Here is a 26,351-nt window from a genome sequence, read left to right as displayed (position 1 = left end):
CCGTCACGCCGACCCCGACCCCGACCCCGACCCCGACCCCCGCTCCCGCGGGCAACGGGTCGAGTGCCGCCCCCGTCGGCGGCTCGTCGAGTGTCGCGTCCGGGTCGAAGCTGGCCGTGACCGGTAGCGCCGACGTGATGCCTCTCGTCGGTGCCGGAGCCCTCGCGCTCAAGGCTGGCGCGGGCATCTTCCTGTACGGAAAGCGCCGCCGCGTTCACAACTGAGCGTCGCTAAAGAGACGATGCCCGCCCCCTCCGGGGCGGGCATCGTTCTTTGTCGGGTCGGGCGCGTCCCCGCTCGACGTGTCTCTCAGCTCTTCTTCGTGACGCGCCGCTCCACGAGCTTGCGTGCCACGTCCATGAAGCTGGGCGCGTACTTCGCCCACTCCTGATCGAGCTTGCGCACGTCGATCTTGCCGGTGTGCAAAAGCTCGCAGATCTTCAGCCAGCTCTCGCCCGTCGCCGCCGTTAACGCACCCGCGACCGCCGCGTTCACGACGATCCCGGCGCCCGGGATCAGCTTGAGAAAGCTCGTCGCGAGCGCCCGCCCCGCGACCTGCACGCCGAACTGCGCGAGCGCGCCGGCCGAAAGCATCGTCTTGACCTCGAGGTCGTAGATCGCGGCGATGCGGCCCATCATCGTCAGCTGGATCGGCGCCAGCGTGACAGCATCCGAGACAGGAAGCGGAACGGTCGCAGCCCCCGCTGCGGCCGCGGCCGCCGCGGCGATGATCGGCCGCGCCATCTCCCTCTTCCACGGGAGGTTGAGTCGCTGTGCGATGCGAAAGGCGTCCTTGTCGCGCTCGGGCGCGAGGTCGAGGGTCTGCGTGACAAGGTCACCGAGGCCGTGCCCCTTCCCCTTCCCGTGCCTGTCGCGGGTGGAGGTGAGGATGACCTGCCGATAGGGGATGCGCAGCCGTTCGCCGGTGTTCGGATCGACCGGGTCGTTGAGCCAGTCGACGAACGCCTCGACGTCTTTCGCGACGCCCTGGTGCCCGGTGAGGGGGTTCTTGATCCAGTCGACCTTCGTCAGCACGAGGATCACCGGCAGCCCCCGCGCGTCGAGCTCGCGGATCATGGCGATGTCGGCCGGGGTGAGTCGGTCGTCGTTGGCCTTCACGCAGTACCAGACGACCGAGATCTGGTGGTCGCCCGGGTGGGAGGCGATCGCGTCGAGGTGGTTCCGCAACTGCTGATCCGGCGGGACGGGCGATCCGATCTCAAAGCCCTCGACGTCCCAGATGCCGAGCGAGTCGTCGCTGTGGAAGTGCACGCCGCGGGTGACCGGCAGGCCGCGCCCGACCTTCGCCCAGTCGCGCCCGAACACCGCATTGACGAGGGAGGACTTGCCCACGCCCGAAGCGCCGACGATCGCGAGGTTGAACCGGCCGTACCGCGACTTCGCCTCGGATCTCGCCTCGACGAAGGCCTTCTGGTCGAGGTCGGGTGTGTCGGCGTTCTTCTTCGCCATGGTGTGGCTTACCCCCGGTGACTCACGAACGACCCGCGGTTGCGGGATGGATCGAATCTACGGGGCGAGGCCCGGTGCGGGCTTTCTCGCGGTGCCCCTTGCGCGAGGGGAGGAAGTTAGGGGACGGGAGGAAGCCTCACGCCCCTTCCACCCTCCGCTCGCGGATTCTCCTCCGCCCGTGAGCGTCACGGCTGCCGGCGCTGCCCCACCCACCCGTCCCCATCCCGGGTGAAGACGACCCGATCGTGCAGCCGCGACGGGCGCCCCTGCCAGAACTCGATCTCGCGCGGCTCGACCCGATACCCGCCCCAGTGCGGCGGGCGCGGCACGACCTCGTCGTCGGCGAACCGCGCCGACACCTCGACCATCTGCTCCTCGAGAGCGGTCCGGGATGCCACGGGCTCCGACTGATGGCTCGCCCAGGCCGACAGCTGCGATCCGCGCGGCCTCGAGGCGAAGTACTCGTCGTCACGCTCGGCGGGCAGGGGCGTGGCCGTGCCGAGCACGATCACCTGACGCTGCAGCGCGTACCAGGGGAACAGGACCGACACCGCTGGGTTCGCGGCGAGCGCCTTCCCCTTCCGCGACTCCCGATTGGTGAAGAACCACAGGGCACCGTCGTCGTCGACCCCGCGCAGCAGCACCGTCCGCGAGGTCGGGCGCCCCTCGGCATCCACCGTCGAGACCACCATCGCGTTCGGTTCCGGCAGGTCCGCGGCATCCGTCAGCCACTGCTGGAAAAGAGCGAGAGGGGATGCCGACAGCGCGCCGTCGTCGAGAGCGTCGAGGTCGTAATCGAGCCGGTGGGCGAGGGGGTTCTCGGTCATCGCGGGTCCTCCGGTGGGTGGCTGGGACCCCAGCGTATGACTGCGCGGCGGTGACCACGTCGACAGGCACAGGGACATATCGGCCCTCGAAGACACTCCGCGTCACAGGCCCCGATCTAGCGGCCGATAGAATCGCCGCATGGAAGAGGGGGGAACGCGGCAGCAGATCCTCGTGCACGCCGCCCGCCTCTTCGGTCGCCACGGGTACTACGGCACCACCACGAGAGAGATCGCGGATGCCGTCGGCATCCGACAGCCGTCGTTGTTCTACCACTTCTCCGCGAAGCACGTCATTCTGTCGGAGTTGGTCGACGCCGACCTCGCGCAGACCTTCGGCCGTCTGCAAGAGGCCCGGGCTCTCGACGCGTCGTGGGCCGAGCGCTTCCACTACTTCCTCACGATCAGCTCGCACGATTACCTGACGCTCCCCTACGACGCGCGCGGCTACTACAGCGACGCGATCTTCACCGAGCCGGAATTCGAGGATCAGCGACTCGCGATCGCGCGCTTCCACGAAGAAGTGCGGGAGCTCGTGGCGAGCGGCATCCAGGCGGGTGAATTCATGGACGCGGACGCCGAGTTCGTCCAGCGCGCGATCACCGGTCTGCAATTCGAAGGAATGCGCGAGCGCGAGACGAATGCGTCGGCGCCGGTCGCCCACCGCCCCCTTCAGGTGTCGGATTTCATCCTGCGCGCGGTGCTCGTCGATCCTTTCCGTCTCGAAGACGTGCGTTCTGCGACCCAATCGCGCCTCGAGGGCGCGGTCTCTTTCTCGCAGTAGTCCCCGCCCCTTCCCCCCGACTTTTCTCGGGGGTGACACCGTCGCGAAATGCGGGCGCAACACGCGCCCTCTATCAATTGATAGACGCATTACCTATCACTTGATAGCCTGCTCCGCACGTCACTCCCGAGGTGGCGGAGCATCGAGCATCGACGGAGATTTCCATGCACACCATCACTCGCATCGCCGCAGTCGCCGCGGTCGCCGGTATCGCCGCCCTCGGCCTGGCCGCGTGCTCCTCGAGCCCGGCGCCGGCAGCAGACACGGCATCCACCATCGCGACCGTCGCTCCCACCGCCCTGCGGTCGGCCGACACGCTGTCGATCTGCACCACCAACCTGGGGTCGCCGCCGAACATCAGCACCGACGAGTCGGGCAACCTCGTCGGCAGCGAGATCGACCTGGCCAAAGCGGTCGCCGGTCGCCTCGGCCTCACGCCCGACTTCGTCACGGTCGACTTCTCGGCGCTCATCCCGAGCCTGCAGGCGAAGCAGTGCGACGTCATCATGGCCTCGCTGTACATCAAGCCCGAGCGCAAAGAGGTCGTCGACTTCGTGCCGTACCTCACCTCCGCCACCGGCGTCGCGGTGAAGCAGGGAGCGGATGCCGGCATCACCGGCCTCGACGACTCGCTCTGCGGCAAGAAGGTCATGGTGACCGTCGGAACCACCGCTCAGGATCTCGCCGAGAAGCAGTCGACGACCTGCACCTCCGAGGGCAAGAAGCCCCTCGACATCAGCACGAACAACCAGGCCACGGTGGGCTTCCAGCAGCTGGTCAGCGGACAGCTCGACGCGTACCTCGACGCGGCCGAGCTGATCGGCTACTACCAGAAGCAGGGCACCGCGGGCATCGAGATGGTGGGCGACCCGACCGACGCGATCGACATCGGCGCGGCCACCCTCAAGGACAACACCGCGCTGCACGAGGCCATCCAGAAGGCCTTCGACGACCTCGTCTCGACGGGCGACTACGAGAACATCCTCAGCACGTGGGGGCAAGAGGCCCTCGCGTACAACGGAAGCAACTGACGGTGAACTTCGACTGGGGCTTCTTCTGGAAGAACCTGCTCACCCCGGGCGCGCCCTTCCTGCAGGGGCTCGCGCTGACGGTGCTCATCTCGGTGCTCGCGATGGCCGGCGCGCTCGTCGTCGGTCTCGTGATCGCGATGATGCGGCGCTCGACGTTCGCGCCGCTGCGCGTGATCGCGAGCCTCTACATCTGGCTGATCCGCGGAACCCCCCTGCTCGTGCAGCTCGTGATCATCTACACGGGGTTCGCGGCGGCGAACGTGTTCCGGTTCCAGGACGTCGATCTCGGCGGCATCCTGATCAAGGCCGCCATCCAGGCCGCGATCGTCGGGCTGATCATGAACGAAAGCGCGTACATCTCCGAGATCATCCGCGCGGGCCTCGACTCGGTGCCGGTCGGTCAGACCGAGGCGGCGCAGGCGCTGGGCATGTCGGGGATATCGGCGATGCGGTGGATCATCCTGCCCCAGTCGCTGCGGCTGATGGTTCCCCCGCTGGGCAACTCGTTCAACGGGCTCATGAAGAGCACGTCGATCTTGAGCGTCATCGGCGTCTCGGAGATGTTCCTGGTCACCCAGAGCATCAGCGCCGCGAGTTTCCGCACCTTCGAGATCTTCGCGGTCGTCGCGATCTACTACCTCGCCCTCACCACGATCTGGACGATCATCCAGAGCGCGATCGAGAAGAAGCTCAACGCCCGCGTCGGCATCGTCACCACGGCGTCTCCGTGGCAGCGGTTGTTCGGGGGTCGTCGGTCGGCGCCCCTCACCCCCGTCACCACCCTCTCCGACTCGGGAGTCCTGAAATGACCGATCCCCTCGTCAGCGCGAAGAACGTCACCCGCGAACTCGGCGGGCGTCAGGTGCTCGACAACGTGTCGTTGGACGTGCAGCCGGGCGAGGTCGTCGTGCTCGTCGGTCCCTCGGGCGCCGGCAAGACGACGTTCCTCCGCACGATGAACGGCCTCGAGAGCATCGACGGCGGCGACCTCACGGTCGCGGGCCAGCCGATGGGCTACCGGATCGCGCCGAACGGTCGACGCGTGCCCGCGACGAAGTCGGCCCTGCGGCAGCAGCGGCAGGAGATCGGGTTCGTGTTCCAGCACTTCAACCTCTTTCCGCACATGACCGCGCTCGAGAACATCTGGCACGCGCCCGTGCGCGTCCGCGGTGTCGCGAAGGCGGAGGCCGTCGCGCAGGCGCAGGCGCTCCTCGAGCGCGTCGGTCTGGGCGACAAGGCCGACGCCCGCCCGAGCAACCTCTCGGGCGGTCAGCAGCAGCGCGTCGCGATCGCCCGGGCTCTCGCGATGAAGCCGCGGCTGATGCTGTTCGACGAGCCGACCAGCGCCCTCGACCCCGAGATGATCGGCGAGGTGCTCGACGTCATGCGCGAGCTCGCCGCCGACCACATGACCATGGTCGTGGTCACGCACGAGATGGGCTTCGCCCGCGAGGTGGCCGATCGCGTCGTGGTGATGGATGCCGGAGCGATCGTCGAGGTCGCCCCGCCCGGCCAGCTGTTCGCCGCGCCCGAGCACCCGCGCACGCAGGCGTTCCTCTCGAAGATCCTCTGACCCTCTCCCCTCCCCGCACGATCCACCGAGGAACACCCATGTCTCGCACGCCCCTGACCGGCGCCATCGCCACTCCGCACGCCGACGCCACCCGCTCCGCCGAGCGAGCGTTCGCCCGCGGCGGCAACGCGATCGATGCCGCCCTCGCGGCCGCGGCCACCCTCAGCGTCGTCTACCCGCACAACGTCAGCATCGGCGGCGACCTGATCGCCCTGGTCCGCGACCCCTCGGGGCGCACGCGCTGCGTGAACGCGTCGGGCCCCGCGGCATCCGCTGTCGATCGCGCGGCGATGCGCGAAGCGCACGGCGAGGTGCTGCCGTATCGGGGCATCGATACGGTGACGGTACCGGGCGCGGTTCGCGGGTGGGAGGTGCTGCGGCGCATGGGCGGTCAGCTCGGTTGGGAGGAGATCTTCACGGATGCCGTGGCTGCCGCCCGCGACGGAGTCCCGGTGTCGCGCTCGCTCGCCGCCGCCTTCCGCGAAGAAGAGGCCGCGATCGGGTTCGATGCAGGGTTCCGCGACACGTTCCTCGCGCAGGGCCTGCCCGTGAAGGGCGATGCCCTCGTGCAACCCGTGCTCGCCCAAACCCTCGAGGCGATCCGCGACGGGGGCGCCGCGGCCCTGTACGACGGCGAGCTCACCGCCGGCTTCGTCGACGGTCTCGCGCGCCTCGGCTCGCGCATCGGGGCGGCCGACCTGCTGCTCTTCCACCCCGAGGTCGTCGAACCGCTGACCACCTCGTTCGGTTCGTATCGCGTCCTGACGAGCCCACCCAACACGCACGGTTTCGTGCTGTTGCGGGTGCTCGGCGAGCTGGAGCGACAGGGCATCGCCGACCCCCTCGGTGCGGACTTCGGCCGCATGATGGAGCGCTTCTTCGCCGCGAACCTCGTGCGCGACGAGCTGCTCGCCGACCCGCGGGTCACCTCGGGAGACGTCACCGAGCTGCTCACCGGCGACGCGACCGCCCACGGCGACGAGCCCGTGCTGCCCGGCTTCCGCCGCCCCCGCGGCGACACGGTCGGCATCGCGGCGTCGGACTCGTCGGGGTGGTCGGTCTCGCTCATCCAGAGCGTCTACCACGCGTTCGGAGCCGCCGTCGTGGAGCCCTCCACCGGCATCCTGCTGCACAACCGCGGCACGGGCTTCTCGCTCGACCCGGCGTCGCCGAACGCCCTCGCCCCCGGAAAGCGCCCGCTCCACACCCTCATGCCGGTCATGGTCGACGACGCGAGCGGTCTGCGTTTCGTCTCGGCGACGATGGGCGGCCAGGGCCAGCCGCAGATCCACGCGCAGACGCTGCTGCGCGCGATGGCGGGAGCCACCGCTCGAGAGGCCGTGTCGGCTCCGCGCGCCATCGTGGGCCCGCAGCGCGACGGCGACACCCCCTCCGACATCTACGTCGAGGGAAACCTCGCCGCGCCCGCCCGCGCCTCGCTCGAGGCGACGCGCCTGCACATCATCGAGACTCCGGATGCCGACGAGCTCGTCGGGCACGCGAATCTTGTCATCGTGGGGGCCGACGGTGGCCTGGACGCCGGCAGCGACCCGCGTTCGGATGGCGCGGCGAGTGTGCGGGGGTATGCGGGCTGAGGTTTTCTCTGGCACGCCTGAGAATTCGTGCGTTCCTGGAATGCCCGTCGAGGTCATCGGGTTGGGGGACTCGGTTCTGTTCCCCCACGAAAGGACACCCATGAGCCTGTTCAGCCCCACCACCGTCGGAGAGATCGGCGTCCGCAACCGCGTCTCGCTCGCCCCGATGACCCGCCTGCGCGCCGGCGCCGACGGCGTCCCCGGTCCGATCGTCGCGAAGTACTACGCGCAGCGCGCCGGCATCGGCCTGCTGGTCACCGAGGGTGTCTTCCCGAGCGATGAGTCGCGCGCATACCCGGGTCAGCCCGGCATCGTGACCGACGCTCAGGCCGCGGGCTGGGCCAAGGTCGCCGACGCCGTGCACGCCGAGGGTGGCACCGTCTTCATGCAGCTCATGAACGGCGGACGCGTCACGCACCCCGAGATCACGGGCACCGACCGCATCGTCGCCCCCTCGGCGATCGCGATCGACGGTGACACGCGCCTCGCCAACGGCACGAAGGTCGCCTACGCCGTGCCGCACGCGCTCGAGACCGCGGAGCTCGCAACCGTTCGCGACGAGTTCGTCGCCGCTGCCCGCAAGGCCGTGGATGCCGGCTTCGACGGCGTCGAGCTGCACGGCGCCAACGGCTACCTGCTGCACGAGTTCCTCTCGCCCGCGTCGAACCAGCGCACCGACGAGTACGGCGGATCCCCCGCGGCCCGCGCCCGCTTCGTCATTGAGGTCGCGCAGGCCGTCGTGTCCGAGGTCGGCGCGACGCGCGTCGGCATCCGCATCTCGCCCGCGCACAACATCCAGGACGTCTGGGAGACCGACGACACCGAGACCCGCGCCACCTACGAGGCGCTCGTGTCGGGCCTCGCCCCCCTGGGCCTCGCGTACCTGAGCGTGCTGCACGCCGACCCCGCCAGCGACCTGATCCAGGACCTCCGCCGCACCTTCGGCGGCACCTTCATCATCAACTCGGGCTTCTCGAGCGTCACCACGCGCGACGAGGCCGTCTCGGTGGTCGAGAAGGACCTCGCCGACCTGGTCGCCGTCGGCCGCCCCGCCATCGCCAACCCCGACCTCGTCACCCGCTGGCAGAAGGGTGCCGACGAGAACGAGGTCGACCAGGCCTCCGTTTACGGCGGCGACGAGCGCGGCTACACGGACTACCCGTTCCTGCAAGGCTGATCCGATCAGCTTTTGAGGCCCCGCGCGACTCGTTCGCGCGGGGCCTTTTCGCATCACACCGGCCGGTAGCGCTGCACGCTGGCGCCCGAGCGAAACTCCCACCGATCCACGAGCTCGAGCTTCATCTGATCCCGCACGCCCTCGAGCAACCGCGGCCCACGCCCCGCAATCACCGGATGCACGACGAACGTGAACTCATCGATGAGCCCGTGCGCCGCGAGAGTCGCGGGGAGCTTCACTCCACCGAGCGAGATGCCCCGTCCCGGTCGCTCCTTGAGCCGCCGGACGGCCTCGACAATGTCGCCCCGGACAAGTTCGGCGTTCCAATCGACTGCGTCGAGAGTCCCGGATGCCACGACCTTCCGCATCGGATCCATGACCTCTGAGAACGCGACCTCACTGGCATCCATCCAGTCCGGCCACTCCCCCAATTCCGGTCGACGCCACGCGCCCTCCATCAGCTCGTAGGTGACGCGTCCGTAGAGCAGAGTGTCGGAGCGGCGCAGTTCGTCGGTCCAGAACGCCATGAACTCCGCGTCCGGCGGCAGGCCCGCTTCGTGATGGACGCATCCGTCGAGGGTGACGTTGATGGCGTAGCGGAGGGGCTGGGTCATGCCGTCCGCCAATCTGTTTCTTCCCCACCAGGCGGCGGCGATGCGCTCGACCCCCTCCTGACCTTCACCATTCCGGCAAGCTTTTTTGCCACTCGTGGTCTTTCCGTAGTCCTACCCGCGGCGAGAGTGCATACTCCCGATAGATCGAAGGCAACAGGACTGGCGCGTCCGCCTGGTCGATCTCGAGTAGATCCCAACGATCCTCGTACCTGAGGAAGGTGTTCACTCCGACCCTCGATCGGTCTACCGGCGCATTTCGCTTTCCGATGGGCGCGTCAGGATCGGTTAACCAATTCATGTGCGCAATCCACGCTGCCGCGGCTACATGCACACGTGGAACGACGAAGCTGCGGGGCCTCACGGAATGATCCAGAGGGACGGCCACTAAGACGAAATACTCTCGCGCATGGGCACTAGGGGCCTGTGATTTGTTCCCCAGCGGCCAGCTGACGCGCCCCGGTTTCTCGCCGCGCGCGGTCTTGACCTGGATCTCGACAAGTCGGCGACCCGCGCCTTCAGCCATGACGGCCAAGATGTCTGTTCGCTCGAGTCCGTCTCGAGTCAAGGCGGGAGCCCAGCCGCGCCGAGCCAGTTCGGCTGCCGCGTAGTGCTCGCCGATGGTCTTGGTTTGCTTGGTATCGGCCATAGCTGAGGCTAACGGCCGGGCCCGGCGAGGCGGGCTACTGAATTCGAGACGGTTCGGTTTTCATTGGCGACACCGGCAGTGCCGCCAGCAGCTCGGGCCCGAGCACCCGGGGGAGTGCTGCACACCCGCGCAAATTTCTGAGCACATTGTCGATTGATGCGCTCGTCGCCATGCCGACCGGTGACTCGCCGGTGCACACTCCGTGGTGGTGAGGCTGAGTCATGCCGCTAGCTTCCTCGCCGCGGTTCCCCTGCGGAAGAGCCCGCGACCGCGAACCGCCCCGCCTGCACCGCGAACGCCTCCGCCAATTCCGGCGGTTCCACGACCTCCATCGCCACCTCGAACCGCCCGAACGATGCGGCGAGCGAACCCCACGACCATGACCCGACCTCGAGGGTGCAGCGCTTGTCGTCGACGGCGGTGACGGTGCCGTCGCCCGCGAACGGCTGCACATCCCGCGCCGGCGCATGCAGCAGCACCGTCCCACGGCAGGGCCACTCATTCGTGTCCGATCCCTTGAACCGCGCGGATACGAACGCGTCGACGTCCCCGCCCGGCACGACCCGTGGAACGAAGGAAGCACCGTGCGGCACCCGGGGGCGCACGCGGTCCGCCGAGAAGAGCCTCCAGTCCTCCCGCTCGAGATCCCACCCCAGCAGGTACCACCGGCCATCCGACGCCACGAGGTGGTGCGGCTCGATCCGACGAGGCGGGGCCTCTCCCCCACTCCTCGGCAGGTAGTCGAAGCGCACCGTGACCCGGTCGCGCACCGCCTGCGCGAGCGTGAGCAGAACCTCGAGCGGCACGGCAGCGACCGGCGCTTCCCCCGGGCGGCCCACCGTCGTCACCTCCACAGCGTCGAGCCGATGCCGCAGCCGCGACGGCAGCACCTGCCGCATCGTCGCGAGAGCGCGCACCGCCGCCTCGCCGATGTCCGCACCCAACGCGGGAGCCGCGCGCAGAGCGATCGCGACCGCAAGCGCCTGATCGTCGTCGAACAGCAGCGGCGGCATCTCGGCGCCCGCGTCGAGGCGGTATCCCCCGTCAGGGCCCATCGTCGTCTCGATCCGGTAGCCCATCTCGCGCAGGCGATCGATGTCGCGCCGCACCGTGCGGTCGCTGACGTCCAGCCGCGAGGCCAAGACCGACCCCGGCCAGTCCCGCCGGGCCTGCAGCAGCGACAGCAGGGTGAGCAATCGCGACGTCGTGGCCATGCGTCCGACGGTAGTCATGGTCTAGGACAGAAACTGACCTATACGGGTGGGAACGTGATCTCCCGAGCCGATCCCGGCCGATTCATCGAGGAGCAGACATGCCCGTGCAGACCACCACCCACCTGAACTTCCGCGGCGACGCCCGCCAGGCGCTCGAGTTCTACCACTCCGTCTTCGGCGGCCACCTCGTCGTCAACACCTACGCGGACTTCGGCATGCCGGCCGAGATCCCCGGCGCCGACAAGGTCGTCTTCGGCCTGGTCGCCGGCGAGAACGGCTTCCGCATCATGGGCTACGACATCCCCGGCCGCACCGAGGGAGGCATCGCCGCCCCCGGCTCCACCCACCGCGAGAACAACACGACGGTCACCGACCAGTCGCTGTTCATCTCCATCAGCGCCCCCACCCTCGAGGAGCTCCAGGGCTACTGGGACACCCTGTCGACGGATGCCACGATCGTCGAACCCCTCGCCGCCTCGGCGTGGAGCGCGGGCTTCGGCATGCTGACCGACCGCTTCGGCGTGACGTGGAGCGCGTCGGTCACCGCAGAGTGACGTGTGCGGTCGCGGCGCGTATCCGCTGGCAGGAGGGCGCCGACGAGATCGAGGTCGACCAGACCTTCGTATACTGCGGCGGCGAAACCGGATACACCGACTACCCGTTACCCCAGAACTGTATTCCTGATGCCAGGGCCTCGCGCGACCAGTTCGCGCGGGGCCCTGTTCCTTTGCGATGGGCCGGTAGCGCTGCGCGATCGCGCCCGAGGTGCATCTGATCGCGGACGCCATCGAGCAGCCGTGGTCCTCGCCCTGCGACCACCGGATGCACGACGAACTTTTACTCATCGATGAGCACGTGCGCCGCGAGCGCCACGGGGACCATCACGCCACCCAGCGCGATGCCCCACCCCGACTGCTCTCTCAGCCGCCGGACGGCGTCGACGACCTAGCCCCGGACGAGTTCGGCGTTCGAGTCGACTGCGTCGAGGGCTCCGGATGCCACGACCTGTTGCATCGAATCCAATACCTCCGAGAACGTGACCTTGCTGCCGTCGAATCAGTCAGGCCACTCCACCGACTCGGGTCGGCGCAACGCGCCTTTCGTCAGCTCGTAGGTGACGCGGCCGTAGAGCAGACCGTCGAACCGGCGGAGTGCTTAGCGTCTGGTCGACGGGCCCCGGCTGGCTCGGCGCGTGGCGGGGTGTCTCGAGGTCGTCCGGCCAGACCGGGTTAGGGGGTCTACCGCCGACGCTCGCTGGGGTTCCTGACTGCGGACTTCCGGCGACCAGGCCGAGTCGCGCGCGCGGCTTATGAGGCGGCCTGCAGAGCTCAGACTGGTTGCTGTCGCAACGCGCTAGACCCAGATCGGGTGGACGGAGACTGCAAGGGTTGTGCTCACCATGCGAGTTGCATAACGGATCCTGATGCTGGGGGAAGTACGACGGCCACACCCCTGGAGCCGATAGCTGAACCCATCGATATTAGGACGCTGGCAAGGTGGGCGACGTGATCGACTAATCCGGGGTCGACGAGTGCGTTGCGATCCGGGTGACAGGCGATGCTACCCACTCAGTGTCGCGACGTTTGGTAACCCGAACGACGCGCACGCGCTCACCAATTGCGCGCGCATTAGCCGCCTGTTGGGCGTCAAGATTAGTGACCCATTCGCTCGCCGTCGGTGTCTTCAGACGGATTGCAGTCATTCCAGCCGCTGCTCGCTCGATCTTTGTCAGCTGCCCTTCTAAGCAGTCAGGCTTCGACCATTCTTCCGCAGCGACCCAGTGCGGCTCGCATCGCAACCTCCGCGAGCAGTAGCGGCACACGGCTTGACCAGGCGTTGCGACAGGGTCTTGCAGCGCACGGACTCCCCCCACCCGCTCGATCAATTCGTCCACTTCCTCGAGGGAGAACTCAATTGGCAGGGCGCCCCGGATGAGACTGAACGCGATCAGGGTGGCCGGCAATTGGCCGTACTCCCGTCGAAAGAGGTGGGCATACATCAGTAGTTGAACTCTGGCGGCCGCGTCTAGGTCTCCGACGACGTCTCTCCCGCTTTTCAGATCAATCACAGCGCCACCGCCAGCCCCGCCATCGACTATCACGTCGAGCGCCCCATAGATGCCTGTCGCGCGATCTGTGAGAAAGACCTCGGACCGCGCACGGATGCCCGCGTTCTTGATAAGTTGCGCGAGGTCTGCCGCCCGCAAGCCGAGTCGTGCGCGGACCACCACGCCTTCGCGTAGCCGACGCCAGTTGACGCCCCACCGTGCGGCCTCCGCATCCCATGCCGCGTGGAGCGCAGTACCCGGGTCCTTGCCCTTCCACCCGCCCGACTCGAGCCACACTCCGAGCGCGAGGTGCGCGAGCGACCCTGCGTTATTCGGAGTTGTCGCCGTCGGGATCGTGGGGTTTGCGCGTGGAGCGACGGACACCGGGCATGTCAACAATCGCCCTGCGGCAGTTGCTGACACCCACATCGGTGTGAAGCTCATGAACTGCTGGCCGCGTCCTTTATAAGCGTGAGTACGCGGCGCGGGTCCCGATCGAGCGTGAACCAGTCGACGAACACCACTCCGTCCGACGTATCGGTGGTCTCAATGTGAGCAAGCGCCACAGCCAGCCGTTCCGACATGATAAACGGGTCTGAGCCTTCGTATGGGTGGCGCAGGACGACTGTGTACGAACCGTACTGGTCATTGCGCTGGGCGGCCGCAACACCGGGGACGTCGAGCATCGTGGCGTTGTAGGCCTCGGCCCACGTAGCAAGCGCACGCGCCTCTTCAATGTCGTCAGTATTCAGCCCTTCGCCACGGAGCAGACTGAAGAGGTCCCGGGCGAGTCTCCAATCCAGAAGGGCATGGTAAGCCATATTCCCGTAATCGCGGAGACACCGGTAGCAGGACGAGTTGCAGGCATTGCTATGGTCAGGCAGTTCGAGTTCTTTCAAGTAATCCTCGACGGCCCCCATGAACTCGGGCAAAAAGGCCGCCGATCCAAGGTGCGTGCTAAACCCTGCGCCGTTCTCCAGCGTATCCGCGAGGAACGCCTGCACGGTCGGCTCCGCTTCGGCAGTGACGCCGGAGTAGATGCCGGCCTGAAGTTCAAGCGGAAGGATATCCAATCTCGTGGCGGCAACCGTCCGTAGCAAGAAGGCAAGTGAGTACCACCCTGCTCGGCGACCTTCTGTTACATCAGGGGCGCCACTGGGCTGAGAGATGCTCGAGACCAAATTCAGCCTCAGGCCTTTCTCCGCGTCCGTCGGTGAAATTGCACCCATGAAGAGGAAGTCCGTGTGCTGGACGGCGCCGAGAGCGACCTCGAGCGGCTCTCCTGCCGCGAAGGTCTCGCGCACTAGGCCCTGCTCAATTGCTTGCACGGATATGTATCCGCCCCAATTTGGCCCGCCAGCCGCAGTTGCTCGGAGCGGGAACAGGCGTCCCCCATTGTCGTTGATCACGTAGCGAGAAGCGGGGCCCGAAAGCACCTGCGCGTGTCCCGTCGCGGACTCCGTGAGGTTAGCGGGGTCGGCCATCGCCCGCGCGGCCATCGCGCGTGGCGACCAGGAGAAATTCCCGTCGAAGTCGCTCGGCTGCCCGCTTCGAAAGCCCAGCGGCTCCCGGAGGGGAACAGCTGTGAAGTACGACGGCCCGGCGCCGCAGCGGGGGCATGTGTCGGGGCCGCCAGGTATAACTTCGCCAAGGTAAGAACACGTGCGACAAATGGAGAGGTTGGTCTGGTTCCCCAGCGGATCGGTGACAGGGTGTGGGGCTTGCCCCTTGACGGGGTTGAACGCCGAGACGCCGACGACGGGATAGACCTTGCCGTCTCGGACCACTTCGCTCATGGGCGCGAACTGGCTAACCGCCATGCTGAGGTCTCGGTCAATGACCCCGTTAGGCGGCCATGGGTATGAGTTCTTGGGGCGCTCCAGATGCAGGTACCGAACTGACGTCGGGAACCCAAACATCGGCAGTAGACCCGCGCCAGCGAGAAGTTGACTTAGGTCATCGTGCCCCCCGTCGACCACCGCATCGTCGATGTCCGTCAGAAGCGCGCCGAGAACTGCATCAACGCGTTCGGACGGGTTTCCGGCGAATGCGGTGCTCGATGCCAACGATTCTGCGATCGATGCCACGGTCTTATGGTTCGAGGTCATCCAATTCTCGAGACGTGGCCTGATTGTGCTTGCCCAGTCCATCACCCGACCGAAGGCACCGTGCACGTTCGCGGTGACTTCGTCTCCGTCATTCACGGATAGATACTGATCAGATGCGACACGCAGGACTTCGCTTCGGAGTGAGCGGTCGAACAGCTCGGGACGATCCAGGGTTAGGTAGGGGGCCGGAGTCGGCTCATTAGTGATGCGGTCAGGGCGCTCAAAGTAATACTCGTCGTGGCTGCGACCTCGGCAGATAGTCAGCGCAATCGCCACCGGCGCCCCGCGGCGACCCGCGCGACCGACCCGCTGCTGGTAGTTGAAGCGAGTCGGGGGCATATTTCCGAGCACAACGGCCGAGAGCGACCCGATATCGACGCCGGCTTCCATGGTCGTGGTGACCGACAAGAGGTCCACAGCGTCCGTCGTGGCATTCTCATCCCCATCAAGGAACACACCCTGGAAGCGCGCTTGGCGACTCTGCGCGTCAATCCGGTCAGTCTGACCCGTGAGCTCCGCCGAGTTGAGCCGAAACTTCCCGTCCTCGCTCTTCGCCTTCCAGGCGTAGTAGTCCTCGTCATTGACGACAGCGACCGGCGTCGCCGGGAGCAGAAGGGCACACTTCGTGCAGTAACCGTTCCCTAGTGTCAGATGCTGCCTACGACAACGCTCACAGATCCAAGCTCGGCCGTCACTAAGTCGAATGGAAACCTTGGAAGGATCGATGAGGTAGTCCCGAATTGCACCGCCCGCGCGACCCAAAGCAAGTTGACGCAAGGCGTCAGGGTCATCCGGGATTTCATCGGCGACTTTCTTCCAGAAATTACGGAGACGAGGCGGTGCATCTGAGCGCACGGTACGAATCCTTTGGAAGCGACGTTGGTCGGCGAGAATGCGTAGCGCGGCTCGCGCGTTCCCAATCGACGACTCTGTGGCATCGACAGGTGCCGTATCGTCAGCGAGCGCCAACCAGCCGAGGCCTGTCGATTCAAAATCACGACCTCCGCCGGCGTATAGGCCTTCGAGAATCTCGCTCTGAAGCGATGCGCCGATCTCTTCGATGAACGAGCGCTCTCCTTCCGAGAGACCCGCACGGGGCGTCGGCGGCGTCACGTGCCAGTTATACAGGGATGACCAGCTGACACCCTTCCTGTTTGTCAGACTCGCGTGAGGACCACCAGGGCTCATACCCAGCGCAAGAAGGTCCGTGGCAACGAGCGATGACAACTCACTCAAAGTGACGCCCTTTGAGAGCTCGGCAACCAGGGCCGACTCGCGAGACTTATCGACGAGCGGGCTACCCTCCCAGATGTCGCGAAGCGCCGTCCACGAAGCGCCGTCCCGCGCGACCAGACGCCCGATTGCGGCCCAAGACTCAGGAGTTTTTACGCCCGCGTAATGGGCCTGCGCCAATGCAACATCAGTCGCGGGGTCGCCAACGCTTGTGAGCTGAACATAAAGGAGTTGACGCAGCAAGTCCTGATAGTGACGCAATCCCAGACCCGCGGAGAGTTTCGCTGCGTCCTGCCGACTGTCGGTAAAGACGATGAGCTTCCGTTCGCGCTCGCTCAAGTCGTTCGCTAGTTCGGTCGTCAGTACCTGGTTAATCTTCTCGAAACCGGTACGCATCGCGCGGATGGGCGATCGTTGAGTGAGCGGGTCCGTTGCCTTCAGCGCCCCATGCGGTCCGTACTTGATCTCCCAGTCGTCTCCGCATGACGGGCACTGAGTGGGGAACGGCCCCACCGTGGCCACGTCGCGCTTCGGCTTACCGTTCTTATCCCGCGCAATGAGCGCGTGAAAGCTCCAGCCGGTGTGTCCTTCAGTCGTATTGAGCAGCTCGCCCGAGATGAAGTTGAGTCGACTGGCTCGGAACTCGTAGGTGACGGCCTTGCCATCCCGACTCCAAGTCGTGCTGTCGAGGTGAGGAAGCGCCGCCTGATTATTAGGCCAGTAGACGATGTAATTGTCGGCCGTCCGCTGGAGGCTCACCTGGTCGGGGAGTTTCGCGAGCTCGGGGACGTCGGCGAGTAGTGTCGTCTGGACGGCCGGGCTCTGCGGCTCACCCTCTGGCGCGAATCCTCCCAGGAACACGTCGCCACAGTTCTGGCAGTACAGGAGCTCAAGTACCCTGGCCCCACATTCACAACGAGTTGCTGGCTCTGCGTGGAGTTTGCCGACAGATCGACCGCCCTGAGGTCTGTCGACGGCTGAGCACTCGGGGTCTGAGCATGCCCACATTCCGGGGACGTTGCGGAAGAAGAGGTGTGCACGCAGCTTCGGGTCGTCCTCCGCAGGTGCCGCCGCAAGGCCCTCGAGAACGTTCACAATCGCTGCTCGGGCCACCGACGGAGGTGACTCTGGGAAGACGGCGCGAGCGAGCGAATCGACGGGCTTAGCTGCGCCGTCATCCGCGAACAGTGCACTTCGAAGCGAGCCTACAAGCCCGCTGCCGCGCGCTGCCGCTGCTGCGTCGGTAGGGTCGAGAACGGCCACCTCAGCCGGGTCTGCGGTCGGAGCCACCTCGACGTCCGTGGGTCGTTTGTTCGCCCCTTCGACGAAGTCGAAAGAGCCGGGTTGGACGTCGAAGAACTCGTGCAGATATGTGCTGTCGCGATGGGGTTCGAGAGATGCGGAGGCCGCCAACACGCGCAACTGCTCCGGGCGATCATCCAGCCCGAGACGTCTCTTGAGGTGGCGCAGTAGGTATGCCACTTCGCTGCCCGCTGTCCCGCGGTAGGTGTGGAGCTCGTCGACGACAAGCGTGAAGCGATTCGCGGGGTCCTTCAACCAATCCCGCGTGGACTGGAAGAATTGACTATCGCGGTCGCGCAGCAGCATGACGTTGAGCATCGAGTAGTTGGTGATGAGGATGTCCGGTGGCGCATCCGCCATGTCCCACCGGGAGCGCATCTCTGCGCCATCAAGCCGCGGCACGAAGTACTGCAGATCTTCGTCGCCACCCTCAGCGGCAAGCTCTCGTGCGCGCTTGCCGCGAGCTGCTGTTGCCCGTAGGTAGTCCCTCAGGGCGCGCACGGCAAAGAAGTTTGTTCGTCCTCCCGTGACAGGCGTTGTGCCGGTGTAGCGGCCAAAGTAGAAGCGGTGACCATTCCGGTGCTTATCGAGCCAGGCGCGCACGTCGTCACTGTCGAGCGCCCGGCGGAGGCGAATGAGCTGGTCATCGACGAGCGCGTTCATCGGGTACAAAATGATGGCGCGAACCGCAGCGCGCCCGGTGTCCTGCTGCCGCTGTGACGCGTAGGCGCCTTTATCTGCACTCCACCAGTCGGCCCCGCGGGTCGAGGGGCCTGTCCACCCCCTCGACTCCTTCAGTAGGGAAGAAAGGAGCGGGAGCATGAACGATTCAGTCTTGCCAGACCCGGTTCCCGCTGTGATCACCATATGGCGCCCGTCGCTGACGCCCGCTCGTAGTGCGTCCTCTTGATGCCGATAGAGCTGTGGGACACCCTTCATCAATCCCAGCGAGGCGAATTCCGCGAGCTCGGCCGCGGCCCCGACCGCCGCCACCGACTCTGCCAGCGAGCGACCTGTGTTCTCGTATTCGGGTCGGAGCTCGAGCAGGGGCTCGCGAAACACTCCCCCGTCTCGATTCAGGAGCGCCTTGCGCTCGGCCTGCAGAACGGGGTCCGCGAGTCCGAACGGCGTGTCGTAGTACTTGAAGTAGGCCGCGCGGAGGTGTTCGAACGTCTGGACGGCGTCGAGCTGGCGTTCGGTGGGCGCGTTCATCACGGTTGTCCTTTCACTGAACGACCAAAGTCTGGCCGAGCGATGTGCAAACTCGTGCCGCAATCGAACGAGGCACGTTCTCAAAAATGGCGGTGGTGGCGACGACGCCGAGCCGCGGTGGAAAGCCGGTACACAGTGCTAACGCGCGACGGTGCAGCACGGGAAGCGGGGCTCCCCAGTCCACAAACACGGTTCCAATGTCGGCCGCCTGCCGGCCAGGTTCGGAACGCCAGCGAATAGCCGACTCGTGTCGACGGGCAAGCTCAGCGAACACCCCCGCAGACAAGTCACAGTCAAACCACTCGCCACCGCGACGCGTTAGATGACGCCACCTGCCGTTAATTCGCTCACGGTAGAGCCCTTCGGGAGGGTTCAGTTGATTCGCGCTAACGGTTCGCCAATCGCGTGGGAAAAGAGCGTCGAGAACTTCGAGTTCGGAAGCGTATGCCGGTGGCCCGGTCGGTCGCCTGGGTTCAATCGGCGTGAGCGCGTCCGCGATATTCTCACAGCTCAAACCAGCGTCGATCGCGCCAGCAACCCGCGCGATCTGGACGAGTTCGTCTGCGGCGGAGAACGGGGCGAAGAGGGTGGTCGGCACCGGAATCTCGCCCTCTACGCTCGCGCGTCGCGCTTCCTCAACCCACATCTCTGCGTCTGTGAGAGCACGGAGGATGCGCAACCTCCGCTCCCCCGCGAGCACTGCGAGCCCATCCCCGCCGGGGAGAGTAACGATTGCCGCGGGCGCGATGGACCATCGGCCAGTGTCCCAATCGAGCTCACAGTGCCCAAGAGAGGAGATGTCTCTCAACCATCTCCCACTTGCATAGGGCGGGAGGTCAATGTCGACCGTCCTGCACATCCATTCGATTCGAGCGCGCAAATCCTCGATTGTGCCGGAACCGATCTCGCTCATCCAGCGGAGCAGAATATCGCCGACAGAATCATCCATTAATGAGTCCCATTTGGAGTGCCCAGAAGGCTGGGCCATTCGCTCCATCGGCCGTGGCAGCCCACGTACGTAGAACATCGAAGTCGGCGTTCACTTCGCGACCCCCTCCAGCTCCCAATTCGGTGAGAAACCAAATACCGCCCTTGCGCTGCGCTACCCAGCGCGCCGAGCCGCTCGTGGCCACTTCGAAATGCATGGGGACGTAGTCAAATCCCGTCTCCTTCAAGAAAGCGGGAGGGCCCGGTTCTCGACATTTCTCGGTAACGCCGCCCTCGTGCAAAAGCCACGTCTCGTCGCGACCCCTCCGGACAAGCTGGGCGCCGCGAGCAGAAGCGGGATTTACCACTGCTCCGATAATCGTGCTCTCCGGTGAGGCAGCCTCGAGGGTGCCTGAATCCGACCATCCGAGCGAATGCGCACCGGGCGGTTGTCCGAGCGGGGACTCAGCCAGCAGCGTGAATGAAAGTTCCTGGCCTTCGACGACGACAGGGATGAGGCCTTCCCTCTGTGGAAATCTACGAATTTCGAAGGGGAAGCCGCTTGCGATGACGACCTCTTCGACTCCATCCAGTGAGAGCAACACAACTCGCGGCTCTTCGTCCGTGGGGAGAAAGAGGTCCGGTTCGCCGCCGACCATGTAGATGTTTTGAGCAATCTCTCGCGCCAGCGGAAGGCCCCGGACGAAGCGGGCTCGCGGTGTCAGCGTCGGCGAGACTCCATGGGCACGAAGATGCGGAGCATCCCGAAGGGCCTCCGCCAGCAACTGCGGGTCAGTGAAACGAACATCTACAAATATCTTGAATCCGGGAAGGATCGCATTACGCCCCTGGTTGCGCACCAACCAACCAGGCGCCGCGGCTCGCCCGATGAGCTGCTCTACGGATGCAGACTCTGACGAAGCTGCGGCAATGACGTGATGCTCGAAAGGTGCGATGCCCGCCGTCGTTGACCAATCTCCGGTTTGCGGGTCCCGGGTGAAGATGAGGATCGGCGACTTCGGGAACTCAGCCGCAAATGACTCGCCGCGCAACCGCATGCCCTGCATTATCAGCTCCGGAGCGACCGGCGGTGCCCCCTCAGCGACGTAGTATCTCGACGGTGGCCTCTGCGAGAGAATCACAGGCGGCTGGTCCGCGGAGAGTCCTTTGAGCGTAATGACCTCGACCGCACCATCCTCAATCGGGAATAGCCACCTTTTTGTCATACGCTCAAGGTCGAGCCCAAGCCTGAGAGCGAGACGGCGCCTACCGTCGACGGCGAGAACAAGACCGTCCCACGCCGCGGCATATGCCTGAACGAGAGACCCGAGCAGTGGACGCAACTTTTCACTGCGCAGAGCTTCCATGAAAGTGCCCGAAAGTTGGTTGCGGTCAGGTCTCGTCCACATATCCAGGCCGCGCAAGATTTCTTCTTCGTCGGGCACGCCCAACTTCTTGATCCTCATCGCCTGGAAGAACCGGGTCAGTTCCGCGCGGTCATGGCGCTTCAGCAGCGCCTGCGAAAGCGGGTATCCGACTCGCGTAAGACGGTTTTCATCGGTTCGAATTGTCGAGGCCCCGACGCGACCGTTCTGCGCGACGATCCAATCGTGGAGCGTGCTCCACATCTCGACGACGTCCAAGAACGATTGACCCCTCATCTCGCTGCGCAGCTCGTCCAGTTGGCCGGGCGTTGCGTTAGGAGTGAGCGCTTCAGCCAAGCGCAGATAGTAATTGGTGGACAGGGCATGTCCGTCGGAGTGCATACGAGTCGCTGCCAGGACGCTCAACGCGAGAACCGGAAGGACCGGAGGTGGTTGCGTCCGGTCACCGCGCTTCCACAGCCGACAAGCTCGAGCGACCTTCACGAAGAAGTCGGCGTCTGGGTCGGTCGGCCTCATTTCCAGGACGGCCCGGGCAAGATCGGCTCCAGGATCAGCGACGTCGCTCACGACCTGTGCCAGTTCTGCATCATCCACGAAGAGCACAACGGGCCCGTCGCGTTCAGCTAGGAATCTCCCCGCAAGCGCCGTCTGCCAGTGCGCATAACGCCCTTCATCGACCGACGCCATCGTCTACCTCCCCCTTCACACCTTACGAGACGGCGGGGGGCACAATTAACGCTGAGCCATTATCCGGGTTATCTAGCCACAATACGCATGCACTCGAATCCAGGGTCCGACCTTCGAGCTTGGACGCGCCCTCTTCTGGCTAACTAGTGGTCACGTACGGCAACCCCCGGGACACGGGAACATCGCGGGGTTCCACTATCGGTGTCATCTTCCCTGCCGTTCGACACCGAAGCCGGCCGCCCCAGTGCCTACTCAAGCGCCCCGTAGCGTTCGTACCCTGCGACAGATTCAAACCACGACTGATCCGAGTATCGGGATAAGACGACCTCCGAGCGACGAACCCAAGAAGATGGAAGTCACGCGCAGCAGCGCTATTTGTGAGGAACGAAAGGCGCCGGACCGGTCACGATCTCCCAGTCGTCCGCCGCGCGCCACACCACGCCGTCGACCTCGATCGTACGCACGTCGTCCTCGCGGGCAGGGGTGATGCGAATACTGACCATCTCTCCTGGCTCCGGGACCGGCACGCCGAGCTGCTCGGCGATTCCACGATGGAACGCGTAGTCACCTCCCAGAATGACGTATCCATCAGGGCGAAGCAGACTGCGCGCGCCGCCGTTCTCGCGCACTCGCTTCATAAAGTCGTCCTGCTGAGCAACCGTGGCGACCGTGTTTCGGCCGATGCGTCGGCGCACAATCCGGCGGAAGAGCTCGTTGACGCGCGCTTGACCGGAAAGTCCGGGCGCGAAGATGGCGGCGACATCGTCAGGATCAGCCTGAAGGAGCACGTTCGGCGGCAGCTCGCCAGGTCGGTGCAGCCACCGGACCGCGTCACGTCCGGCTGCATTCAGACCGACCTTCGCGTCGCGGTTGGCTCCGAGGCGTAGGTGGTTCGGAGATGCCCGCACGACCCCGACGGCGAACTCACTGGCCGCGTCATTGACGTAGCCCACGAATAGCAGCTGGCCGATGGCCTCAGGCGGGATCATCCAGCCTCCCATCCGCTGCGAAAATTTGCAGTCGACGTCGTGCTGACAGATCCGGTAGTCAAGCTTGGCGCCTTCGTCGATCACGTCGTCGAACTCCCGACGAAGGTTTATCTCGAACAAAGTGCCGAAGTGGGTTCGCTCGGTCTTATGCAGCTGGGCCCACGAGTACCTGCCAGTCCTTTGGCCGTCATAGAGCTGGTCAAGCGTTCGACGCATCATCCGGGCTGTCCGTGCTCCGTCAGGGTCAGCGCGCTCGAAAGCACGGAAGACGTCGACGAGGGCTTGATCGGTCTCGTTCGCGACCGGATCGAATGACCACTGGTCTGCAAGGTGGTCTGGCAATGTCAGCTAACCCGGTTGCGGTGCTGAGCCAAGAAATCATGGCGCACGTGGTCATCTTGGCCCGTGAAACCACGAAAACCGCCAAGACGATAACGGGTCACGCCTAGCGCATCCGTAAAGACCTCCACATGAAAGTCATGGGACAGCGCGGTGATCTTCTTCTCGACGGAACCCACGCTTCCGTCATTGTGCGCACGGACGAGATCTGCCATCGAAAGCGCATCAGATGCGTTGGCGAGAGCGCGGTAAACGGGATCGTGGAGGTCGACTACCCGTCCGAGATCTTCTCTCGGCATCCCCTCGTTCTGTAGCGCAGCAATGATGCGCGCGCCAACCGCCTCAGCCACGGGCGGCGGGAAGGCATTACCAATCTGGCGGTATTGCGAAGTCTTTCGGCCACTGAAGAACCAGTTGTCCTCAGGTTTCCACCCCTGAACGCGAGCGGCCATCTCGATGGTCAGTCGCGGGTGCCACTCGGCAGGCGAAGGCGCGTCGGCGTCTGGGGCTGCATTGGCAATTCCTCGCCCATCGACATGCAACTTCGCCCAAGCTTGTTTGGCTCGTGTGGGGCCCAGATCCGCCCCACCATGCTTCTTACTGCCGCCGACGAGGGTTGGGCCAACGCCGTTTGCGAGGTCGCGCCACTCGTCAGCGCCGCTCCATCCACGAGCGGCCATCAGATCGTGAATGGCATTGCCCACGGTGGTGCGAGCGATCTCGTTGGGCTCGGGAAACCGGAAATAGGCTTGATCCTCCGGGCGCATTGCCACCAGCACGAAACGCGGGCGAAGCTGCGGCACACCGAAGTCGGACGCATGCAGGAGCTTCCACTCCCCGACATAGCCGTACTTGTCGAGTCGGTCGATCACATGCTGGCGATAACCGGCGAAGCGCGGAGAGGAGAGACCGCGCACGTTCTCGAGCATTACAGCGCGCGGCTGAATCGTGCCCACCTGCTCGATAGCCCATGCGAACAGATCTCGCTCATCTGACGACCCCAGTTGCTTGCCAGCTATGGAGAACGGCGGGCAGGGCACGCCTCCGGCAAAAAGTGTCGCGCCCACGTGATCTCGCGGATCCCATACTTCAGGATCCGCCACGTCTCCCACCACGACGGACGCGCCGAGATTGGCCGTGAGCGTGGCTGCTGCGGTCGGGTCGATCTCGACAGCGAGAGAGTGCTTGAACCCTGCCTTATGAAGACCTAGCGACTGTCCCCCGGCGCCGGCGCAGACCTCGACTACGGTGTACTCCGGCGCTCTCGTGTCACTCACGTTTCGATAGTACGAGGCGCCAGGGACACCCGGCGCATCCTGAGCTCGCGAGCCGTGACGACGGTGAAACACGCCCCGGCGGTCGAGCCGGTTGATCCGCTCCCCGCGCCTACGTACGGTAGCGGCCGCCAACATCTTTGGGCGTACTGCTAGAGCTACGGTGAGGCTTTGCTAGGGCGCCGCTGACGCGGTCACTCGCGTGTCCGAAACCGATCGTCGAGCGAGCATGAGCGGAGGTCGAAGTGATCTGCATCGCTCCCCTCCTATCCCCCACTCCCACCCCGGAGTACCTTCCCCACCATGAGCCCCGCCGCTCTCTTCCTCCACGCCGACGCCGCACTGCGCGAGGTCGTCGATCGGATCGACCCCGCCGACTTCTCCGCCCCCGTGCCGAAGGAGTGGAGCCAGCTCGAGTCGCCAACCCTCCTCGGCATCCTCGGGCGTCACGCCTACGACGAAGCGTGGGTGCCCGACGTGATCGCGGGACGCGCGGCCACCGACGGCGACCGCTTCACCGACGTCGACCTGCTGGGCGACGATCCGATCGCCTCATACGACGCCCTCAACGACAAGGCCACCGCCGCGGTGCGCGCCGGTGACGTCGCCGACACCTTCCACTTCACCTACGGCGACTACCCGGCCGACGAGGGCTTCGCGCACCTCGCGACGTACCGCGCGTTCCAGGCGTGGTCGATCGCCGAGGAGTTCGGCATCCCGTTCCACCTCTCCCCCGAGCTCATTGAGGGGATGAACGAGCACGTCACCCCGCACGCTGACGAATGGCGTCAGTGGGGCGTGTTCCCGCCAGCCATCGAACCGCCGGCCGATGCTGACGACGAGGCCGTGCTGCTGTGCACGCTGGGGTTCTGGAAGCCGTGAGCACCCTGGCCACGTCCCCGTTGACATGTCGATGAACGGTGACTTGCAGCAGCACCCCTTCATCATCGTGCCGGCCAGCCGACGATGATCAGGCAATCCGCACCGGCCTTCCCGTACGAATGCTCGCGTCGAACGCCGCATCCATCACCGTGAGCAGCGGTCCACCAGCGATCCTCACGAAGTAGTCGCCGAGCGACGTGATCGTGTCAGCGATGTCGGTTCCTCAAGATGGGAGGACGGGGGGTCGTCTCTATGCGGAACACCGGCTTCATAGCTGTCCGGATGGGGATCGCCACGGGGGATGCGCCGAGTCAGGGCGGAGTGGTCAGGTGTCTCGCACGGGAAGCGGTATGAGACAGCGACCTGTGTCGGACGCCGCGATGGCTGCCCGACACAGGTCGCGCGTCATACTTATCGAACGAGAAGGTCAGCTCAGCGCCATCCCCGGTGGACGTCATGGTGACGCCTTCCGGAAGCGGGTTCTCTGATATCCAAGCCGATTCCTGGTTCGGCTCTGGTTGGGGTGCGGCCGCGATTCTGCGGCGGCGCGTCACACGGCGCGGGCGGTTGGGAATGTCAGTGCGGACATCTCTGTGCCTCTCCTTCATTCACGGGTCGAGTCGGTGCGAAGAATAATGGTTTCTTCAGTGCCACCACCGTCAGCCGGCTTGCCTCAGAGGCGGCAGAAGTCGAGTGATCCTGCCCGTACGAAGAGTTCGTACGGGTTTCCCTGGGCATGCTCATCAGCCCACCTCAGGGCTTGGTCAAGATCACCGTTGGTCAGTTCCCAGTCGTCCACTTGCCACGCGAAGCCGTCTGCGGATGGGGGGACCCAGAGGCGCACGCGGAAGATGGCTCCCTCTTGTATCGCCACTGGCTGCACAAGCTTTTCTTGCATCGTTTCCTCCCTCGCCCCCCATAGGCATTGGACAACTCGTGACGCCATCCTTCGCCGTCCCCCAAAGATCTCGTCGTGGGCCACGCTTGACTCAAGACCCCCACTCGAGTTCATTCGGAGGCTATCGATGCCGACCGCGC

Annotated in this window: 19 protein-coding genes and 1 pseudogene; 9 read left to right on the top strand and 11 right to left on the bottom strand. The window is 65.4% G+C overall.

Annotated features, from left to right (window positions below):
* A pseudogene (locus MTE01_RS17055) lies at nucleotides 1-224 on the top strand (hypothetical protein); the annotation flags it as partial.
* A gap of 85 nt (nucleotides 225-309) precedes the next feature.
* Here MTE01_RS17055 and MTE01_RS09725 read toward each other — a convergent pair.
* Both MTE01_RS09725 and pdxH read right to left on the bottom strand, forming a co-directional pair.
* Complete coding sequence (locus tag MTE01_RS09725) at nucleotides 310-1,470, bottom strand: GTPase family protein (protein ID WP_141377183.1); 1,161 nt, start codon at nucleotides 1,468-1,470, stop codon at nucleotides 310-312.
* Nucleotides 1,471-1,655: 185 nt separating this feature from the next.
* Nucleotides 1,656-2,297 (bottom strand): pyridoxamine 5'-phosphate oxidase, encoded by a 642-nt coding sequence (gene pdxH, locus MTE01_RS09720; protein ID WP_141377181.1) that lies wholly within the window; start codon nucleotides 2,295-2,297, stop codon nucleotides 1,656-1,658.
* 139 nt (nucleotides 2,298-2,436) lie between these two features.
* Here pdxH and MTE01_RS09715 point away from each other — a divergent pair, with 139 nt between their 5' ends.
* The 6 genes from MTE01_RS09715 (at nucleotide 2,437) to MTE01_RS09690 (ending at nucleotide 8,454) form a co-directional block, all read left to right on the top strand.
* Complete coding sequence (locus MTE01_RS09715; protein WP_141377179.1) at nucleotides 2,437-3,078, top strand: TetR/AcrR family transcriptional regulator; 642 nt, start codon at nucleotides 2,437-2,439, stop codon at nucleotides 3,076-3,078.
* Nucleotides 3,079-3,242: 164 nt separating this feature from the next.
* Nucleotides 3,243-4,109 carry an ABC transporter substrate-binding protein gene (locus MTE01_RS09710; protein WP_141377177.1) on the top strand — a complete coding sequence of 289 codons (867 nt, stop codon included), beginning with the start codon at nucleotides 3,243-3,245 and terminating at the stop codon, nucleotides 4,107-4,109.
* A gap of 2 nt (nucleotides 4,110-4,111) precedes the next feature.
* A complete protein-coding gene (locus MTE01_RS09705) occupies nucleotides 4,112-4,918 on the top strand; it encodes an amino acid ABC transporter permease (RefSeq protein WP_141377175.1) in 807 nt (268 codons plus the stop codon).
* Complete coding sequence (locus MTE01_RS09700) at nucleotides 4,915-5,682, top strand: amino acid ABC transporter ATP-binding protein (protein WP_141377173.1); 768 nt, start codon at nucleotides 4,915-4,917, stop codon at nucleotides 5,680-5,682. Before MTE01_RS09705 ends, MTE01_RS09700 begins: the two co-directional genes overlap by 4 nt.
* Nucleotides 5,683-5,720: 38 nt before the next feature.
* On the top strand, nucleotides 5,721-7,277 hold the full coding sequence (locus MTE01_RS09695) for a gamma-glutamyltransferase family protein (RefSeq protein ID WP_141377171.1): 1,557 nt from the start codon (nucleotides 5,721-5,723) through the stop codon (nucleotides 7,275-7,277).
* 100 nt (nucleotides 7,278-7,377) lie between these two features.
* A complete protein-coding gene (locus MTE01_RS09690; protein WP_141377169.1) occupies nucleotides 7,378-8,454 on the top strand; it encodes an alkene reductase in 1,077 nt (358 codons plus the stop codon).
* 53 nt (nucleotides 8,455-8,507) lie between these two features.
* Here the strand turns inward: MTE01_RS09690 and MTE01_RS09685 are convergent, their stop codons facing one another.
* The 3 genes from MTE01_RS09685 to MTE01_RS09675 form a co-directional block, all read right to left on the bottom strand.
* Complete coding sequence (locus MTE01_RS09685; RefSeq protein ID WP_141377167.1) at nucleotides 8,508-9,068, bottom strand: dihydrofolate reductase family protein; 561 nt, start codon at nucleotides 9,066-9,068, stop codon at nucleotides 8,508-8,510.
* Between the two features lie 64 nt (nucleotides 9,069-9,132).
* The gene (locus tag MTE01_RS09680; RefSeq protein WP_141377165.1) at nucleotides 9,133-9,714 is read right to left on the bottom strand and encodes a hypothetical protein; all 582 of its coding nucleotides are present in this window, start codon (nucleotides 9,712-9,714) and stop codon (nucleotides 9,133-9,135) included.
* 227 nt (nucleotides 9,715-9,941) lie between these two features.
* Nucleotides 9,942-10,928, bottom strand: a complete 987-nt coding sequence (locus tag MTE01_RS09675) for a helix-turn-helix transcriptional regulator (protein WP_141377163.1) — start codon at nucleotides 10,926-10,928, stop codon at nucleotides 9,942-9,944.
* A gap of 98 nt (nucleotides 10,929-11,026) precedes the next feature.
* Between MTE01_RS09675 and MTE01_RS09670 the strand changes: the two genes are divergently transcribed.
* Nucleotides 11,027-11,482 (top strand): VOC family protein, encoded by a 456-nt coding sequence (locus tag MTE01_RS09670; protein ID WP_141377160.1) that lies wholly within the window; start codon nucleotides 11,027-11,029, stop codon nucleotides 11,480-11,482.
* Between the two features lie 959 nt (nucleotides 11,483-12,441).
* Here the strand turns inward: MTE01_RS09670 and MTE01_RS09665 are convergent.
* From MTE01_RS09665 to MTE01_RS09640, 6 genes are all read right to left on the bottom strand, one after another.
* Nucleotides 12,442-13,404, bottom strand: a complete 963-nt coding sequence (locus tag MTE01_RS09665) for a PD-(D/E)XK nuclease family protein (RefSeq protein WP_246078183.1) — start codon at nucleotides 13,402-13,404, stop codon at nucleotides 12,442-12,444.
* Between the two features lie 11 nt (nucleotides 13,405-13,415).
* Entirely contained in the window at nucleotides 13,416-18,830 is a 5,415-nt protein-coding gene (locus tag MTE01_RS09660) for a DEAD/DEAH box helicase (protein WP_141377156.1), read from the bottom strand.
* Nucleotides 18,831-18,843: 13 nt separating this feature from the next.
* Nucleotides 18,844-19,779 carry a hypothetical protein gene (locus tag MTE01_RS09655; RefSeq protein WP_141377154.1) on the bottom strand — a complete coding sequence of 312 codons (936 nt, stop codon included), beginning with the start codon at nucleotides 19,777-19,779 and terminating at the stop codon, nucleotides 18,844-18,846.
* Nucleotides 19,772-21,829 carry a hypothetical protein gene (locus MTE01_RS09650; protein ID WP_141377152.1) on the bottom strand — a complete coding sequence of 686 codons (2,058 nt, stop codon included), beginning with the start codon at nucleotides 21,827-21,829 and terminating at the stop codon, nucleotides 19,772-19,774. The genes MTE01_RS09655 and MTE01_RS09650 overlap by 8 nt, the downstream gene beginning before the upstream one ends.
* 371 nt (nucleotides 21,830-22,200) lie before the next feature.
* On the bottom strand, nucleotides 22,201-23,160 hold the full coding sequence (locus tag MTE01_RS09645) for a NaeI family type II restriction endonuclease (RefSeq protein WP_170210671.1): 960 nt from the start codon (nucleotides 23,158-23,160) through the stop codon (nucleotides 22,201-22,203).
* A gap of 2 nt (nucleotides 23,161-23,162) precedes the next feature.
* Entirely contained in the window at nucleotides 23,163-24,434 is a 1,272-nt protein-coding gene (locus MTE01_RS09640; protein WP_218026348.1) for a DNA cytosine methyltransferase, read from the bottom strand.
* Between the two features lie 300 nt (nucleotides 24,435-24,734).
* Here MTE01_RS09640 and MTE01_RS09635 point away from each other — a divergent pair, with 300 nt between their 5' ends.
* A complete protein-coding gene (locus MTE01_RS09635; protein ID WP_141377146.1) occupies nucleotides 24,735-25,313 on the top strand; it encodes a hypothetical protein in 579 nt (192 codons plus the stop codon).
* Nucleotides 25,314-26,351 lie beyond the last annotated feature (1,038 nt).

The organism is Microbacterium testaceum, from assembly GCF_006539145.1.
In the GTDB taxonomy this organism is placed as follows: domain Bacteria; phylum Actinomycetota; class Actinomycetes; order Actinomycetales; family Microbacteriaceae; genus Microbacterium; species Microbacterium testaceum.
The sequence above is the reverse complement of the archived record's forward strand: the minus strand, read 5'-3'. Positions and strand labels throughout refer to the sequence as shown.

Coding starts and splice junctions, on each gene's coding strand:
- MTE01_RS09715 (WP_141377179.1), top strand. CDS start 2,437: ATGGAAGAGGGGGGAACGCGGCAGCAGATCCTCGTGCACGCCGCCCGC.
- MTE01_RS09725 (WP_141377183.1), bottom strand. CDS start 1,470: ATGGCGAAGAAGAACGCCGACACACCCGACCTCGACCAGAAGGCCTTC.
- MTE01_RS09635 (WP_141377146.1), top strand. CDS start 24,735: ATGAGCCCCGCCGCTCTCTTCCTCCACGCCGACGCCGCACTGCGCGAG.
- MTE01_RS09655 (WP_141377154.1), bottom strand. CDS start 19,779: ATGGATGATTCTGTCGGCGATATTCTGCTCCGCTGGATGAGCGAGATC.
- MTE01_RS09690 (WP_141377169.1), top strand. CDS start 7,378: ATGAGCCTGTTCAGCCCCACCACCGTCGGAGAGATCGGCGTCCGCAAC.
- MTE01_RS09680 (WP_141377165.1), bottom strand. CDS start 9,714: ATGGCCGATACCAAGCAAACCAAGACCATCGGCGAGCACTACGCGGCA.
- MTE01_RS09675 (WP_141377163.1), bottom strand. CDS start 10,928: ATGGCCACGACGTCGCGATTGCTCACCCTGCTGTCGCTGCTGCAGGCC.
- MTE01_RS09650 (WP_141377152.1), bottom strand. CDS start 21,829: ATGGCGTCGGTCGATGAAGGGCGTTATGCGCACTGGCAGACGGCGCTT.
- MTE01_RS09700 (WP_141377173.1), top strand. CDS start 4,915: ATGACCGATCCCCTCGTCAGCGCGAAGAACGTCACCCGCGAACTCGGC.
- MTE01_RS09695 (WP_141377171.1), top strand. CDS start 5,721: ATGTCTCGCACGCCCCTGACCGGCGCCATCGCCACTCCGCACGCCGAC.
- MTE01_RS09665 (WP_246078183.1), bottom strand. CDS start 13,404: ATGTGGGTGTCAGCAACTGCCGCAGGGCGATTGTTGACATGCCCGGTG.
- pdxH (WP_141377181.1), bottom strand. CDS start 2,297: ATGACCGAGAACCCCCTCGCCCACCGGCTCGATTACGACCTCGACGCT.
- MTE01_RS09670 (WP_141377160.1), top strand. CDS start 11,027: ATGCCCGTGCAGACCACCACCCACCTGAACTTCCGCGGCGACGCCCGC.
- MTE01_RS09710 (WP_141377177.1), top strand. CDS start 3,243: ATGCACACCATCACTCGCATCGCCGCAGTCGCCGCGGTCGCCGGTATC.
- MTE01_RS09685 (WP_141377167.1), bottom strand. CDS start 9,068: ATGACCCAGCCCCTCCGCTACGCCATCAACGTCACCCTCGACGGATGC.
- MTE01_RS09660 (WP_141377156.1), bottom strand. CDS start 18,830: ATGAACGCGCCCACCGAACGCCAGCTCGACGCCGTCCAGACGTTCGAA.